The sequence below is a fragment of the Demequina sp. NBRC 110055 genome (assembly GCF_002090135.1).
Classification (GTDB): Bacteria; Actinomycetota; Actinomycetes; order Actinomycetales; family Demequinaceae; genus Demequina.
Genome location: NZ_BBRL01000008.1, coordinates 198,650 through 213,388, shown reverse-complemented (window position 1 = coordinate 213,388; position 14,739 = coordinate 198,650). Strand labels below are relative to the sequence as shown.

Here is a 14,739-nt window from a genome sequence, read left to right as displayed (position 1 = left end):
TAGACGAAAGCCCCCACCATGACGGTGGGGGCTTTCGTGCGTTCTCGTGTCTTTGCGGTTTGTTGACCAGGCATTGGTGGGGGCAAGCGTCTACATTGGTCAGACGGCGGCCTTGTGTCGCATGCACCGACGGGAGGATCATCATGGCCGAACGCATCCGCATCGTAGAGCCGGACGACACGAGCCGGCTCGCGGAGATCGGTCAACTGACGGCTCTCGCGTATCTCGCAGACGGACTGGTAGACCAGGCACACCCGTACATTCCGCAGTTGCGTGACGCCCGCACTCGCGCCTCCGAGGCGTCCTTGCTTGCCATGGCTGACGGGGAGAGCGGAGACGGGACCATCGTGGGCACCATCACGCTCGTTCCGCCCGGGTCCTCCCTTGTCGAGGTCGCACAGGGTGATGAATTTGAGTTGCGGATGCTCGCCGTTTCTCCCCTCGAGCGCGGGCGCGGTATTGGCGCCCACCTCACTCAGGCCGCACTCGACATGGCCGTCGAGCAGGGTGCGGCGCGCATTGTGCTGTCCACCATGGACACCATGCACGCCGCGCACCGCCTGTACGAGCGCATGGGTTTCGCCCGGCGCGAGGACCTCGACTGGGTTGTCGTCGACAACGCGGACGGCACCGTGTCGCGGGTCAGTGCCGCACACGCGCCCGAGGGCGCGGTGCGGCTGCTCGGCTATGAATGGGCTCCCACCGCCCAGTGAGCCCTACGTCGCGCCGTGGCGGCGTGCCACGCCACTAGACTCGTGGCCATGTCTTCCCTCGAACGCTCCGACGTGGCGCGCCTTGCGGCGCTCGCACGCATCGACATGTCCGATGGGGATCTGGACCGCCTCTCCGGCCAGCTGGCCGTGATCGTGGATGCGGTCGCCAAGGTGGCCGAGGTCGCTGGCGAGGATGTCCCCGCCACGAGCCACCCGATCCCCCTGTCCAACATTCACCGCGCCGACGTGGTGCGGCCCTCGCTCGCCCAGGAGGCCGCCCTGGCCGGGGCCCCCGAGGCCGAGGACGGGCGCTTCCGTGTGCCCCAGATCCTGGGGGAGGACGCATGACCGACTGGACCCGAGCATCGGCCGCCGATATGGCCGCCGCGATGCGCCGCGGTGAGGTGACCTCTGTCGAGCTCACGCGCGCGCACCTGGAGCGCATCTCCGCGGTGGACGGTGACGTCCACGCGTTCCTTCACATCGACGCGGATGGCGCCCTGGCGACGGCCCGCGAGGTCGATGCCGCGCGTGACGCGGGCGAGGAGCTTCCCGCTCTCGCCGGCGTGCCTATCGCCATCAAGGACGTGCTCGTGACCGAGGGCCTTCCCACCACGGCGGGCTCGCGCATCCTTGAGGGCTGGATTCCCCCGTACGACGGCACCGTGACGAAGCGTATCCGCGCGGCGCGCATGCCGATCCTGGGCAAGACCAACATGGACGAGTTCGCGATGGGCTCGTCTACCGAGCACTCCGGGTACGGCCCCACTCACAACCCGTGGGACCTGGAGCGCATCCCCGGCGGTTCCGGTGGAGGCTCTGCCGCCGCGTTGGCCGCGTTCGAGGCGCCCCTCGCGGTGGGCTCGGACACCGGCGGCTCGATTCGCCAGCCCGCGTCGGTGACGGCGACGGTGGGTGTGAAGCCCACCTACGGCGGCGTGTCGCGCTTTGGTGCGATCGCGCTAGCCTCGTCGCTCGACCAGCTGGGCCCGTGCGGTCGCACCGTGCTCGACACGGCGCTGCTGCATGAGGTGATGGCCGGTCACGACGAGATGGACGCCACCAGCCTCGACGAGCCAGTGCCGCCGGTGGTTGACGCCGCCCACGATGGGGCGCGCGGGGACCTGTCCGGCGTGCGCATCGGTGTGGTCAAGGAGATCTCGGGCGCCGATGGTGGCTTCCAGGACGGCGTGAAGCAGCGCTTCGAGGAGTCGCTGGAGCACCTTCGCTCGATGGGCGCCGAGATCGTCGAGGTGTCGTGCCCGTCGTTCGAGTATGCGCTGGCCGCGTACTACGTGATCCTGCCCTCGGAGGCGTCGAGCAACCTCGCGAAGTTCGACTCGGTGCGCTTCGGGATGCGCGTCGAGAAGGGCAACGTCGAGCGCACCATGGCCGCCACCCGCGCCGAAGGCTTTGGCGACGAGGTCAAGCGCCGCATCATCCTCGGCACCTACGCGCTGAGTGCCGGCTACTACGACGCCTATTACGGCTCCGCGCAGAAGGTGCGCACGCTCGTGCAGCGCGACTTCGACGCGGCGTTCGCCGACGTCGACGTGCTGGTCTCGCCGACCACACCCACGACGCCGTTCAAGCTGGGCGAGCGCATCGACGACCCGATGGCGATGTACCTCAACGACATCGCGACCATCCCCGCCAACCTTGCGGGCATCCCCGGCATGTCGCTGCCGGCGGGACTGGCGGAAGAGGATGGGCTCCCGGTGGGCTTCCAGATTCTCGCGCCCGCCCGTGAGGACGCACGCCTGTACCGCGTAGGCGCCGCCCTTGAGCGCGCGCTGACCGACGAGTGGGGTGGTGCGCTCACCGCGCAGGCCCCCGAGCTGGAGGTGAAGTGATGGCTGGCCTCACGTATGAGCAGGCGCTCGAGCGGTTCGATCCCGTCTTCGGTATCGAGGTCCACGTCGAGCTCAACACCGCCACCAAGATGTTCTGCGGCTGCGCCAACCAGTTTGGTGCCGAGCCCAACACGCAGGTCTGCCCCGTATGCCTGGGCCTTCCCGGCTCCATGCCGGTGGTGAACCAGAAGGCCGTCGAATCGGCCATCCGTTTGGGGCTTTCGCTGGGCTGCTCGATTCGCGAGTCGAGCCGCTTCGCACGCAAGAACTACTTCTACCCGGACGTGTCGAAGAACTACCAGATCTCTCAGTACGACGAGCCGACCTGCTTCGAGGGCTCCCTCGACGTGGTGCTCGACGACGGTGAGGTCGTCACGGTGGGCATCGAGCGCGCACACATGGAGGAGGACGCCGGCAAGAACACCCACGTGGGTGGCACCGGCGGCATCCAGGGCGCCTCGCACTCGCTGGTGGACTACAACCGCGGCGGCGTGCCGCTGGTCGAGATCGTGACGCACCCCATCGAGGGCACCGCCGAGCGCGTGGCCGAGGTGGCCCGCGCCTACGTCGCGACCATCCGCGACATCGTGAAGGCGCTCGACATCTCGGACGGACGCATGGAGCAGGGCTCCGTGCGCGCCGACGTCAACCTGTCGCTGCGCCCCAAGGCCGCCGCCGGGGAAGACCAGTCGGCCGTGCCGTTCGGCAAGCGCTCCGAGACAAAGAACGTCAACTCTCTGCGCGCGATCGAGCGGGCCATCCACCACGAGGTGGTGCGCCAGGCCGAGCTGCTGCTCGCGGGCCAGCCCGTGGTGCAGGAGACCCGTCACTGGCACGAGGACACCGGCTCGACCACGCCCGGACGTTCCAAGGAGCAGGCAGAGGACTACCGGTACTTCCCGGAGCCCGACCTGCTGCCCGTGGAGCCCAGCCGCGAGTGGGTGGAGGAGCTCCGTGGCACGCTGCCCGAGCACCCCGCCAAGATGCGTGCACGCCTCAAGGACGCGTGGGGCTTCTCCGACACCGACATGCGTGACGCGGTCAACGCCGACGCGCTCGACCTCATCGCCGCGACCGTCGAGGCCGGCGCCAAGCCGCAGGCCGCGCGCAAGTGGTGGATGGGTGAGCTGGCCCGCACCGCGAACGACCGCGGTGTCACGCTGCGGGACCTGCCCGTCACGCCTGCGGATGTCGCGGAGCTGCAGCAGCTCGTCGACGCCGGCACCATCAACGACAAGCTTGCGCGCCAGGCGCTCGAGGGCGTCCTCGCGGGTGAGGGATCGCCGCGTGAGGTGGTCGCGTCCCGCGGGCTCGAGGTCGTCTCCGACGATTCGGCTCTCGAGGCTGCCGTCGACGAGGCGCTCGCCGCCCAGCCCGATGTGCTCGCCAAGATCCAGGACGGCAAGGTCCAGGCCGCCGGCGCTATCGTCGGCGCGGTCATGAAGGCTACTCGTGGTCAGGCCGATGCCGGCCGCGTGCGGGAGATCATCCTCGCCCGCGCGGGAGTGGAGGGCTAGCCTCCCGACAGTTCGCACCGGATTCGACCCCGACTCGCCGGGCGTCGCCCTCTTAGGAGGTGCGGCGCCCGGCGTTTCGCGTCCCCGTCGGTTCACACTGTCGGCGAGATGGGGGTTGACCTTCCAGTGGGGTGGAATGTTTACGGTGAGAGGACGTTGGCGCACCTGAAGGAGGAAGCCATGTCTCACACGGAGCACGCCGAGCACGCCACGCACCCGGATGCGGCTCAGCCGACCCAGCCGACTCCGCACCATGACGAGGGTCACGGCACCCACGGAGGTCACGGCGCCCATGAGGGGCACCACGGTACGGACCACTCCGGCCACGCCGCGATGTTCCGCCGCCTGTTCTGGTGGAACCTGATCCTCGCCATCCCGGTGATCGCCACCAGCCACATGGTCGAGGAGTGGTTCGGCTACGACCTTCCAGGAACCGCATGGATCCCGCCATTGATCGGCACGGTGATCTTCGCGTGGGGCGGCTGGCCGTTCCTGTCGATGGCGTGGCGCGACGAGATCACGGTGCGCAAGCCCGGCATGATGACGCTGATCTCGCTCGCGATCTCGGTGGCGTTTGTCGCCTCGGCCGCCGCCACCGTCGGCATCGGCGACCTCGACTTCTGGTGGGAGCTCGCCGCGCTCATCGTGGTGATGCTGCTCGGTCACTGGCAGGAGATGAAGGCCGTGGGCCAGGCGCGCGGCGCCCTTGCCGCGCTGGCCGAGCTCCTCCCCGACGATGCCGAGCGCGTCACCGACGGCGACGCCACCGAGCACGTGAGCATCGGCACCCTGGCCGAGGGCGACGTGGTGATCGTGCGCCCCGGTGGCCGCATCCCGGCCGACGGCACCATTGTGCGCGGCGAGGCGGCCGTCGACGAGTCGATGATCACCGGTGAGTCCGCACCGGTCGGCAAGAGCCAGGACGATGCCGTGGTCGCCGGCACCGTCGCGACCGACGGATCGCTGCGCATCGAGGTCACCGCGACCGGCGAGGGGACGGCCCTCGCCGGCATTCAGCGGATGGTGCAGGCCGCGCAGGACAGCCGCTCGAGTGCGCGCAGGCTCGCGGACCGCGCCGCGGCCTGGCTGTTCTGGATCGCGCTGGTGGCCGCCGCGCTCACCTTCGCCATCACCTCCGCCCTCGACGACCCCGCGACCGGGCTCAGCCGCGCCGTGTCGGTGCTCGTGATCGCGTGTCCCCATGCGCTGGGCCTCGCCATCCCCCTGGTCATCGCCATCAGCACCTCCACGTCCGCGCGCCATGGCATTCTCGTCAAGAACACGCAGGCCCTCGAGGACATGCGCACCGTCGACACCGTCCTGTTCGACAAGACGGGCACCCTCACCGCGGGCACCCACGCCGTCACCGAGGTCGCGCCGGGCGAGGCTCACGACGAGGCCGCGGTGCTCGCCCTGGCCGCCGCGGTCGAGGCCGACTCCGAGCACCCCATCGGCCGCGCCATCGTGGCCGCCGCGCAGGAGCGTGGGGTGACCCCCGCATCGGCCGCCGAGACACACACCCTCCCCGGTAAGGGCGTGCGCGCACGGGTCGACGGACGCGACGTCGCGGTGGGCGGGCCGGCGCTCCTCACCGCGCTTGGGGCAAACCTTCCGAGCGCGCTCGAGGAGGCCGCGCGGCGGTGGGCCGATGCGGGCCAGGCCGTGGTGCACGTGGTCGCCGACGGCGAGGTGGTGGGCAGCCTCACCACCGCGGATCCCGTGCGCGAGGAATCCCGCGCGGCCGTCGACGCGCTCCACGAGCGCGGCATTGCGGTCGCCATGATCACGGGAGACTCCCAGGCGGTGGCCGCTGCCGTGGCGGCGGAACTCGGCATCGACGAGGTCTACGCCGAGGTCCTGCCCGACGACAAGGACCAGGCGGTCGCCGACCTCCAGTCGCGCGGACAGCGCGTGGCGATGGTGGGCGACGGCGTCAACGACGCGCCGGCGCTGGCGCGCGCCGACGTGGGGCTCGCCATCGGCGCGGGCACGGACGTGGCGATGGAGGCCGCCGCGGTGGTCCTGGCCAGCTCCGACCCGCGCGCGGTGGTAAGCGTCATCACCCTGTCGCACGCGTCCACGCGCAAGATGCGCCAGAACCTCGCGTGGGCGACCGGCTACAACGTCATCGCGATCCCGCTGGCAGCGGGAGTGCTCGCGTGGGCCGGCTTCGTGATGCCGCCGGCGATCGCGGCGGTCGTGATGAGCCTGTCGACCATCATCGTCGCCGCGAACGCCCAGCTGCTACGCCGCGTGAACCTGGACCCGGAGGTCAGCGCTCCGCGAGGCTCGTGAGGAGGAGCACTTGGGCGACGATCATCTTCTCGATCTCGGCCGGGTCGACGGACTCGTCCGAGGCGTGGATGCGTGCCAGTTCGGTGTCCTCGGGTCCCCACAGCACGAACTCGGCGCCGGGGGAGGCGTCGGCGAGGGTCTGCAGCAGCGGGATGGAGCCGCCCGAGCCGACCTCGTCGACCGGCTTCCCGTATGCCGTCTCGAGCGCCGCGCGGGCGGCCGCGTAGCCGGGCCCCGAGGTCGGCACGCGGAACGGCGGCGCGGCCTTCATGGGCGTGACCTCCACCTGGGCACCCCACGGCGCGTGGGACTCGAGGTGGCGCACCAGGGCGTCCAGCTCCGCACGCGGGTCTGCGCCGGGCACGATGCGCATCGAGATCTTGGCGCTCGCGGTGGGGTGGATGACATTGGACGAGTCTGCGATGGACGTCATGTCCACGCCGATCGCGTTGATCGACGGCTTGGCCCACAGCCGGTCGCCCACGCGGTCCGTGCCGATGAGGGACACCCCTGGGAGCAGGTCTGCACCCGCGCGGAAGCCGTCCTCGCCCAGGTCGCCGCCGTCCCACACGCCGCCCGTGACACCCTCGATGGTGACGTTGCCGGCCTCGTCCTGCAGCGAGGTGAGGAGGCGAGCGAGCGCCATCATGGCATCGGGCGCCGCGCCGCCGAACACCCCGGAGTGCAGCGGGTGTTCGAGCGTCGACACCTTCACGGTGCAGGAGACGTCGCCGCGCAACGCGGTGGTGAGCACCGGCTCGCCCACGCGTAGGTTGCCCATGTCCGCGATGACGAACACGTCGCACTGAAACAGGTCGGGGTGCGCCTCGACGAACTCCTCGAGGTTCGACTCCGTCTCCTCCATGCCCTCGAGGATGATGCGCAGCGTGCACGGCGGCGTCTCGCCCAGCGCGGCCAGCGCGCGCAGGGTGCCGAGGTGGGTGACGATGCCGGACTTGTCGTCGGCCGCGCCGCGCCCGTAGATGCGGCCGTCGTCCTTGCGGGTCGCGACGAACGGATCGGTGGTCCATCCCTGGGCGGCGGAGGCCGGCTGCACGTCATAGTGCGCGTAGAGCACGACGGTGGGGGAGCCCTCGGGGCCGGGGATCTCGCCGTAGATGGGCGGGTAGCCCCACGGCACGTCGGCGAGGTGGGCGTTGGTGAAGCCGGCCTCACGGACCAGCTTGAGCGTGCGCTCCGCCATCGCGGAGACGGGCTCGGCGGGGTAGCCGGGGAACGCGATCGAGGGGTACGAAATGAGTTCCTCGAGGTCGGCGAGGACGCCCGGCATGAGGTCGCGCACGGTCGCGGCGATGTCGTCGTGAGTCATGCTCACGAGGGTACGCGTCAGTGCGGCTGGCCGATGCCGTGGCGAGGCTCCTACGAGGCCTCGCCACGGCATCGGCCTCAGGTCCGTACGTGGTGCGGCGCCCAGGCGAGGGGAGCCGCGGGCGAGGCCGTGACCTCCACCGCGATCTCCTCGCGCCCCGGGACCGACACCGCGTACGTCCCGGCGGTGCCGGACAGGGTGACCCAGCCCTCCGCATCGGCCGTCTCGATAACGGGCGGGGTCCACCAGTGCTCGCGCACCAGCGTGCGCAGGGCCTCATAGGCGGGCTTGGGGGTAGCGTCCGCGTGGACCAGGCCCGCCGGGGCGCCGAGCCAGGCGCCCTCGTCGGTCAGGCCCCAATACGTGACCGACTCGACCGCCGGATGCTCCCACGCGACGGTGTAATGGCGCACGATCTCGCGTGCCTGCCGGTCCTCTCCCTCGGGGGTGCTGGGCCAATGCGCGGGCTGATAGTCGTTGAGGTCCACGATCTCGGGTGGCATGAGGTCTCCCGAGACGAGGGTGGTCTCGGTCAGCTGCAGAGGCAGGCCAAAGCGCGCGAAGCGGTCCAGGATGTGGGCGAGCTGGTCCTCGCCCCTGAAACCCTGGTGCATGTGGGTTTGGAGGCCGATCGCGTCGACGGGTAGCCCCGCATCGAGATACTCCTCGATGACGCGCTCATAGGCCTCGGAAAGATCAAAATCGTTGATCACCAGGCGCGCGGCGGGGTCGGCGGCCCGCGCGGACTCGAACGCGAGGCGCACCACCTCGAGCCGGCCGCGGCGTTGCGCGAGGCGGGTCACCGCATTGTCCTCGGCGGTGAAGACCGGGAGGATCACCGTTTCGTTGATGGCGTCCCACTGATCGACGAGCCCCGCAAAGTCGCCCGCCTCGCGGAGGATGCGGGCGCGAATGGTGGCGACCAGATCGTCGTCGCTGAGGCCACGGAGCCACGCGGGTGCGAGCGTGTGCCACAGCAGGGGGTGGCCCTTCACTCGGGCGCCGCGCTCACGGAACCAGCGGGCCGCGGCCGCCATCCGCGCGGTGTCGGGCCGCCCCGGCTCCGGTTCGAACCCGCGCCAATAGAAGGGCAGTGTCGCCTGGTTGAAGACGGCGAACCACAGATCCTCGAGGGCCGGGGCCCGCGCGGCAGAGGCACCCCCGAAGAGGTGACCTCCGCCGTCGGTGCCGAAGGCGTGGTCGATGAAGTCGAAGCCGATGCATCCCAGGCCGAAGGCGTGGCGCGTCATCCGGGCTGTGACCTGGGCGTGGGCGATGCCCGCTCCGGCCGCATCGACCACGCGGACCCGACGGGTGCCGCAGCGGTGCGAGGGCAGAGACCTCACGCGACCGTGGCGCTCGAACGTCGGGTCCCGGCCGCGGTGACCGTGTGGACGTCGCCCACGAGCGTGACGCGCACCGAGGCCTCGCGGTCGGCACTCGTGCCGACCCATAGGTCCCAGTCGCCGGGCTCGACGATGCGTGTCATCTCCCGCCCGGTAAATGCCAGACGCGCGGGTGGCACCGTGAGGGTCACGTGACGCGTGGCGCCGGCGGGGACCTCGACGCGAGCGAAGGCCAACAGCTGGGCGACGGGCCGGGTGACCTGTCCCACGAGGTCGTGGCCGTAGAGCTGCACCACGTCGGAGCCGTCGCGGTCGCTCTCGTTCGTCACGGTGAGCGCGACGGTGAGCCCCGCCTCCGTGGCCGCCGTGGTGGCCGTCGCCAGATCGCCGTACGCAAAGCGCGAGTACGACAGTCCGTGACCGAACGGCGCGGCCGGAGTGGTCGAAAGGTTGCTGACCTCTCCGTCGCCCCCGAGCGCGGGATGCAGATACGTGTACGGCTGGGCACCTGTCGAGCGGGGGAGCGTGACGGGCAGGCGGCCGGACGGGTTGACGCGGCCGGACAGCACGCCGGCGATCGCGCCGGCCCCCTCCTCGCCGGGGAAGAACGCCTGCAGCACGGCGGCGCAGCGCTCGAGCGCCCAGTCCAGGACGTAGGGGCGACCCGTCAGGAGTACCAACACCACCGGGGTGCCGGTGTCGAGCACGGCGTCCACCAGGGCGCGCTGCACGCCCGGCAGTTCGAGGTCGTCGCGGTCGCAGCCCTCGCCCGAGGTGCCCCGGCCGAACAGCCCGGCGTGGTCGCCCATCGCCATCACGGCGACGTCGGCGCTCGCGGCGGCGGCCACCGCGTCGGCAAATCCCGAGCGGTCCCCGTCGTCGACGGCGCAGCCGGCCACGAACGTCACCGCGCCCAGCCCCTCGCCCCCCAGGGCCTCGAGGACGGTGGGGGCCGCGAAGCCCATCTCTATCCCGGGGCGCTGTGCGAGCACGTGGTTGGTGAAGGAGTAGCAGCCGAACAGCGCCTGGGCTCGGTCGGCGTTGGGGCCGATCAGGGCGATCGAGCGCCCGGCGTCGGCGGCCAGAGGAAGGGTGCCGTCGTTGGTGAGCAGGACCACGGACTCCTCCGCCAGGCGCCGGGCGGCGTCGCGGTGGGCGGAGGAGTCCAGGTCCACGCCCGTCGGGGGCGGTCCGGAGAAGTCCTCGTCCAGCAGGCCGAGCTCGGCCTTGTGGGCGAGGACCCGTGCGACGGCGCGGTCCACGAGCGCCATGTCCGCGCGGCCGTCTTCTAGTGCCGCCTTGAGCGGCGCGAGATAGGCGTCGCCGGTGGGCAACTCGATGTCCACGCCGGCCTCGAGGGCCTGGCGTGCGGCGTCGCCGAGGTCGGCGGCCACGCCGTGTAGGAGGTGGAGGAACGCGACGCCGAAGTAGTCCGCGACCACCGTCCCGTCGAAGCCCCATTCGCCGCGCAGCAGGTCGGTGAGCAGCGCGGGGTTGGCGGCCACGGGCATGCCGTCGATCTCGGTGTAGGCGTGCATGACGGAGTGCGCCCCGCCATCGAGCAGCGCCATCTCGAACGGCACGAGCATGACGTCGCGCAGCGTCCGCTCGCCCATCGCGACTGGCCCGAAGTTGCGTCCCGACTGTGATGCGGAGTAGCCCACGAAGTGCTTCAGGGTGGCGTGCACGCCCGCGGACTGGAGCCCCTCGACGTACGCGGTGCCGACCTCTCCCACGAGGTAGGGGTCCTCGGCGATGCACTCCTCGGTGCGACCCCAGCGCGGATCGCGAACCACGTCGAGCACGGGCGCGAGGCCCTGGTGGATGCCCAGGTCACGCATGGTCTCGCCGACGAGCGCCGCCGCATGGCGGACGAGCGCGGGATCCCACGCGGCCCCCCATGCGAGAGGGGTGGGCAGCGTGGCCGCCTTCCAGGCGTTCAGGCCGGTGAGGCACTCCTCGTGGACGATCGCGGGGATGCCCAGCCGGGTCTCGTTCACGAGGAACCGCTGGCGATCCCACAGCCACGCGGCGCGCTCGTCGGCGTCCACGGGATTGGTGCCATACGCCCGGGTGATGTGACCCAGGCCGTGCGCCATGGCATCGGCCACCGGACCCGTGTGCGCGAGCTCGCCCTGGAGGGGAGCGACGGCGTCGCCCTCCTCGCCCTCCCACAACCCGACGATCTGCGCGAGCTTCTCGTCGAGCGTCATCTGGGCGAGCAGGGACGAGACCCTGGCCGCGGCATCGGCCATCAACTCGGTCATCTCACTATCCCTTCACCGCGCCGGTGAGGCCGTCGACGATCCTGCGCTCCATGAGCAGGAAGAACACGAGCGCGGGGATCATCGCGAGCGACGTGTACGCCATGATGAGCGTGGTCGCCGACGCGTACTGGCCCTGGAAGGTGGTGATGCCGAGCGGCAGGGTCATGCCACGCGGATCGCCCGTGAGTAGCAGGAGCGGCAAGAGGTAGGCGTTCCACGACTGGATGAAGGCGAGCACGCCGACCGTCACCATGCCGGGACGGGCCAGCGGCAGCAGCATCCTCCAGAAGAAGCCGATGCGGGACACGCCGTCCATGAAGGCGGCCTCCTCGAGCTCCATGGGTAGGGCGCGCAGGAAGGGACGCAGGATGATGATCGTCATCGGCAGGCCGAACGCGATCTGCGGAATGATGAGGCCGGTCAGGCCTGACAGTCCCATGTCGCGCAACAGCAGGTACAGCGGCAGTACCGCGACGGTGAGCGGGAACATCAGTCCGGTCGTGAAGATCACGAAGATGCCCTCGCGGCCGCGGAAGCGGTAGCGCGCGAGGGGATAGGCCGCCATGGTTCCCAGCAGCACGATGCCCGCGGTCGTCACCGTCGCGACGAGCAGCGAGTTGAGGGCCTGACGCCAGAAGACGTCGTTCGCCAGGATGTCGCCGTAGTTGGACCACATGAAGGGGTCGGGAAGCCCCGTGGGATTGGTCGACAGGTCCTGCTGGGTGCGGAACCCGCCCAGGATCAAGTAGATGATGGGTCCGAGCGTGAGCGCGACGCCGACGAGCGCGACGCCGATGGACAGCCAGTTGGAGCCGTCGCGCGAGCGCTCGGGCTTGCCCGCGTAGCGGCGGTGCGGCGGGGCCACCGGACCGCGGGGGGCCGATGCCGTGGCGGGGCGGGTGGTGTCGGTGGCGGTCATGCGCGCCTCACCTTCTTGACGCGGTCGGTGTTGTCGCGGCGCAGGACCACGAGCATGTAGAAGATGGCGACGGCGAACGACAGCATGAACATGATCACCGCGACCGCGGAGCCGAAGCCCCAGTCGGAGCGGAAGAAGCCGATCTGCATCATGTAGGTCGCGATCGTCGAGTACTGGCCGGTGGTCCCACCCTGGTTGAGGACCCACACCATGTCGAACAGCTGGATGGACCCAATGAGAGACAGGAACACCCAGATGCGGATGGTGGGGCCGATGAGGGGGATGTTCACGCGCCACTGGGTCTGCCACCACGAGGCGCCGTCGATGGCCGCCGCGTCTTGCAGCTCCTGGGGCACGCCCGACAGTCCGGCGAGGAACAGGATGACGGCGAGGCCGATGTACTTCCACGTGATGATGAAGAAGACGGTCCAAAAGCCCCAGGTCTGGTCCTCGAGCCAGCCCCCGGCGGGCGCGTCGAGGCCGACGCTGTGCATCAGCTCGGTGGCCACGCCGTTGGGGTCGAAGATGATGAGCCACATGGTTCCGGCGATGACTTCGCTCAGCACGTAGGGCGCGAACATGATGACGCGCACCGCTGAGCGGCCAGGGAAGCGGCGATTGAGGACCAGCGCGATCAGCAGACCCAGCGGCAGTTGGATCAGCAGCGACAACACCAGGATTCCGATGGTGTGCGTGAAGGCGGCCTGGAACGGCTCGGTGTAGGCGGTGGTGAAGGCGCTCTTGGTAGCGGGGTCGGTGCCACCGAACAGGGCCCGCGCATAGTTCTCGAAGCCAATGAAGGTGGCGTCAGAGAATTGCTCGACGCCATTCCACTGGTACAGCGAGTACCGGGCGGCGGAGACGACGGGGTAGACGACGAAGGTCAGGAACAGCGCGAGGGCCGGGCCAAGGAAGAGGGCGAGCTCTCCGGCCATGCGCAGCCGCGCGCGACGAGGGTGTGGGGTGACGGGCGTACCCGGGGCGTCACCCGCCGCCGGCGCGGCGGCGCCGACGGCGGGGACGGTCCCGTTGCCCGAGGTCTCCAGTGTGGTCACGGAGATCTCGCTTTCTGGGATCGGAGGGGATTACTGCGTCGCCGCAGCGGCGGTCATCAGGTCGACGGTGTTCTGCGCGTCGCCGGTACCGGCAAACTGCGCGGTGATGCCGTCGTTGAGGGCGCCGCCCACGTTCGGGCCAAGCAGCGTGTCGAGCCACAGCTGGACATACTCGGCCTCGGACGAGGCCTGGGCGATCTCCTGGAGCACGGGGTCGGTGATGGCGTCCGTGGCGGACGGTGCCACAGGCATGCCGCCCACGGCCTCGACGTAGCCACGCTGGACGTCGTCGCTGACCAGGTAGGACAGGAACTCGGCGCACTCGGCGGGAGCGTCCTTGTAGCACGAGAACCCGTCGCCACCGCCCATCGAGGCCGACGGTGCGCCCTCGCCGGACGCGGTGGCCGGCATCGGGAACCAATCCAGGTCGTCGTGCAAAGCCTGGATGCCCTCCTCGGTGCCGTCCGTGAAGCCCTCATAGACGAAGTAGTTCCACTGGCCCATGAGTTCCATGGCCGCGTTGCCGTTGGCCACCAGGCCGGCGGACGACGTGGCTCCGGTCTGCGCGACCGTCGACATGAACTGGTCCTGGAAGGGTTCGGTGCCCAGGAACTCCTCGAGCTGCGTGCCGGCGTCAATCCAGCACGGGTCGGAGAAGTCCAACGCAGCCGTGTCGGTGTTCATGGTGTCTTGCGAGCACGACCGCAGCGCGAAGTTGTACCACCAGTGCGCGGCCGGCCACTTGTCGGCCGCACCCACCGCGATGGGCGCGATACCCGCGTCCTTGAGCTTCTGGACCGCATCGTTCAGCTCGTCCATGGTGGTGGGCTCGTCGGTGATGCCGGCCTGCTCGAACAGGCTGGGGCGGTACCAGATGCCCTCAACGGCGAACTGGAACGGGACGCCATAGGTGACGCCGTCGGCCTGCCACGGCGCGATGGCGCCGCCGAGCCGCTCGACGTCGTCCGCGAGCGGCTCCGACAGGTCCATGAGATAGCCGGCCTCGGCCTGGGCGGCGAGTTCGCCGCCGCCCCACTGCTGGAAGATGTCCGGGGCGTCGCCGGACTGCAGCGCGGTGGGAATGCGGGTGCGCTGCAGGTCCTCGTTCTGGATCTGCTCGATCTCGATCGTGACGTTGGGATGCTCGGCCGTGAAGTCGGCCGCGACCTTGTCCCAATAGTCACCCAGCGTGTTCTCGCCGGTGTCGCCGGCCACGCCGTTGTGCCACCACGTCAGGGTGACGGGTGCTGCGTCGTCGCCGCCGGTGGCGGACGACGTCGACTCCGGGGTGTCTGAACCCTCTGGGTCGGGGTCGGAGCTGCATGCTGCCAAGAGCAGTGCAGCGGATGAAGCGAACGCCACCATGGCGCCCACGCGACGGAAGTGCGTCATTGTTCGTGTCCTCTCAAGTCCTCGTTGACCAGCCGAACAACCGCGAGTCTGG

11 protein-coding genes are annotated in these 14,739 nt (G+C 70.1%); 5 read left to right on the top strand and 6 right to left on the bottom strand.

Going from position 1 to position 14,739, the window contains the following annotated elements:
- Positions 1 to 143: 143 nt before the first annotated feature.
- The 5 genes from B7K24_RS10200 (at position 144) to B7K24_RS10180 (ending at position 6,378) form a co-directional block, all read left to right on the top strand.
- A complete protein-coding gene (locus tag B7K24_RS10200) occupies positions 144 to 713 on the top strand; it encodes a GNAT family N-acetyltransferase (RefSeq protein ID WP_084130222.1) in 570 nt (189 codons plus the stop codon).
- A gap of 48 nt (positions 714 to 761) precedes the next feature.
- Complete coding sequence (gatC, locus tag B7K24_RS10195; protein WP_084130221.1) at positions 762 to 1,061, top strand: Asp-tRNA(Asn)/Glu-tRNA(Gln) amidotransferase subunit GatC; 300 nt, start codon at positions 762 to 764, stop codon at positions 1,059 to 1,061.
- Positions 1,058 to 2,566, top strand: a complete 1,509-nt coding sequence (gatA, locus tag B7K24_RS10190) for an Asp-tRNA(Asn)/Glu-tRNA(Gln) amidotransferase subunit GatA (protein WP_084130220.1) — start codon at positions 1,058 to 1,060, stop codon at positions 2,564 to 2,566. Before gatC ends, gatA begins: the two co-directional genes overlap by 4 nt.
- Positions 2,566 to 4,083, top strand: coding sequence for an Asp-tRNA(Asn)/Glu-tRNA(Gln) amidotransferase subunit GatB (gene gatB / locus B7K24_RS10185; RefSeq protein ID WP_084130219.1), 1,518 nt, complete (start codon positions 2,566 to 2,568; stop codon positions 4,081 to 4,083). The genes gatA and gatB overlap by 1 nt, the downstream gene beginning before the upstream one ends.
- A 180-nt stretch (positions 4,084 to 4,263) precedes the next feature.
- Complete coding sequence (locus B7K24_RS10180) at positions 4,264 to 6,378, top strand: heavy metal translocating P-type ATPase (protein ID WP_084130218.1); 2,115 nt, start codon at positions 4,264 to 4,266, stop codon at positions 6,376 to 6,378.
- Here the strand turns inward: B7K24_RS10180 and B7K24_RS10175 are convergent.
- From B7K24_RS10175 to B7K24_RS10155, 6 genes are all read right to left on the bottom strand, one after another.
- Positions 6,356 to 7,708: a M20/M25/M40 family metallo-hydrolase gene (locus B7K24_RS10175; RefSeq protein WP_084130239.1), complete on the bottom strand. Its 1,353-nt coding sequence runs from the start codon at positions 7,706 to 7,708 to the stop codon at positions 6,356 to 6,358. The two genes, B7K24_RS10180 and B7K24_RS10175, sit on opposite strands and share 23 nt — an antisense overlap.
- 77 nt (positions 7,709 to 7,785) lie before the next feature.
- A complete protein-coding gene (locus B7K24_RS10170; protein ID WP_234986666.1) occupies positions 7,786 to 9,054 on the bottom strand; it encodes an endo-1,4-beta-xylanase in 1,269 nt (422 codons plus the stop codon).
- Positions 9,051 to 11,321 (bottom strand): beta-glucosidase, encoded by a 2,271-nt coding sequence (locus tag B7K24_RS10165; RefSeq protein ID WP_144268243.1) that lies wholly within the window; start codon positions 11,319 to 11,321, stop codon positions 9,051 to 9,053. Before B7K24_RS10165 ends, B7K24_RS10170 begins: the two co-directional genes overlap by 4 nt.
- Positions 11,322 to 11,325: 4 nt before the next feature.
- On the bottom strand, positions 11,326 to 12,240 hold the full coding sequence (locus tag B7K24_RS13315; RefSeq protein ID WP_144268242.1) for a carbohydrate ABC transporter permease: 915 nt from the start codon (positions 12,238 to 12,240) through the stop codon (positions 11,326 to 11,328).
- Entirely contained in the window at positions 12,237 to 13,295 is a 1,059-nt protein-coding gene (locus tag B7K24_RS10160) for a carbohydrate ABC transporter permease (RefSeq protein ID WP_084130217.1), read from the bottom strand. The genes B7K24_RS13315 and B7K24_RS10160 overlap by 4 nt, the downstream gene beginning before the upstream one ends.
- 30 nt (positions 13,296 to 13,325) lie before the next feature.
- Positions 13,326 to 14,687, bottom strand: coding sequence for an ABC transporter substrate-binding protein (locus B7K24_RS10155; protein WP_084130216.1), 1,362 nt, complete (start codon positions 14,685 to 14,687; stop codon positions 13,326 to 13,328).
- Between the last annotated feature and the right edge of the window lie 52 nt (positions 14,688 to 14,739).

What these genes read in the sequence shown, in the direction of transcription:
- B7K24_RS10155 (WP_084130216.1), bottom strand. Translation starts at nt 14,687, where the DNA reads ATGACGCACTTCCGTCGCGTGGGCGCCATGGTGGCGTTCGCTTCATCC.
- gatA (WP_084130220.1), top strand. Translation starts at nt 1,058, where the DNA reads ATGACCGACTGGACCCGAGCATCGGCCGCCGATATGGCCGCCGCGATG.
- B7K24_RS13315 (WP_144268242.1), bottom strand. Translation starts at nt 12,240, where the DNA reads ATGACCGCCACCGACACCACCCGCCCCGCCACGGCATCGGCCCCCCGC.
- gatB (WP_084130219.1), top strand. Translation starts at nt 2,566, where the DNA reads ATGGCTGGCCTCACGTATGAGCAGGCGCTCGAGCGGTTCGATCCCGTC.
- B7K24_RS10200 (WP_084130222.1), top strand. Translation starts at nt 144, where the DNA reads ATGGCCGAACGCATCCGCATCGTAGAGCCGGACGACACGAGCCGGCTC.
- B7K24_RS10165 (WP_144268243.1), bottom strand. Translation starts at nt 11,321, where the DNA reads ATGACCGAGTTGATGGCCGATGCCGCGGCCAGGGTCTCGTCCCTGCTC.
- gatC (WP_084130221.1), top strand. Translation starts at nt 762, where the DNA reads ATGTCTTCCCTCGAACGCTCCGACGTGGCGCGCCTTGCGGCGCTCGCA.
- B7K24_RS10175 (WP_084130239.1), bottom strand. Translation starts at nt 7,708, where the DNA reads ATGACTCACGACGACATCGCCGCGACCGTGCGCGACCTCATGCCGGGC.
- B7K24_RS10180 (WP_084130218.1), top strand. Translation starts at nt 4,264, where the DNA reads ATGTCTCACACGGAGCACGCCGAGCACGCCACGCACCCGGATGCGGCT.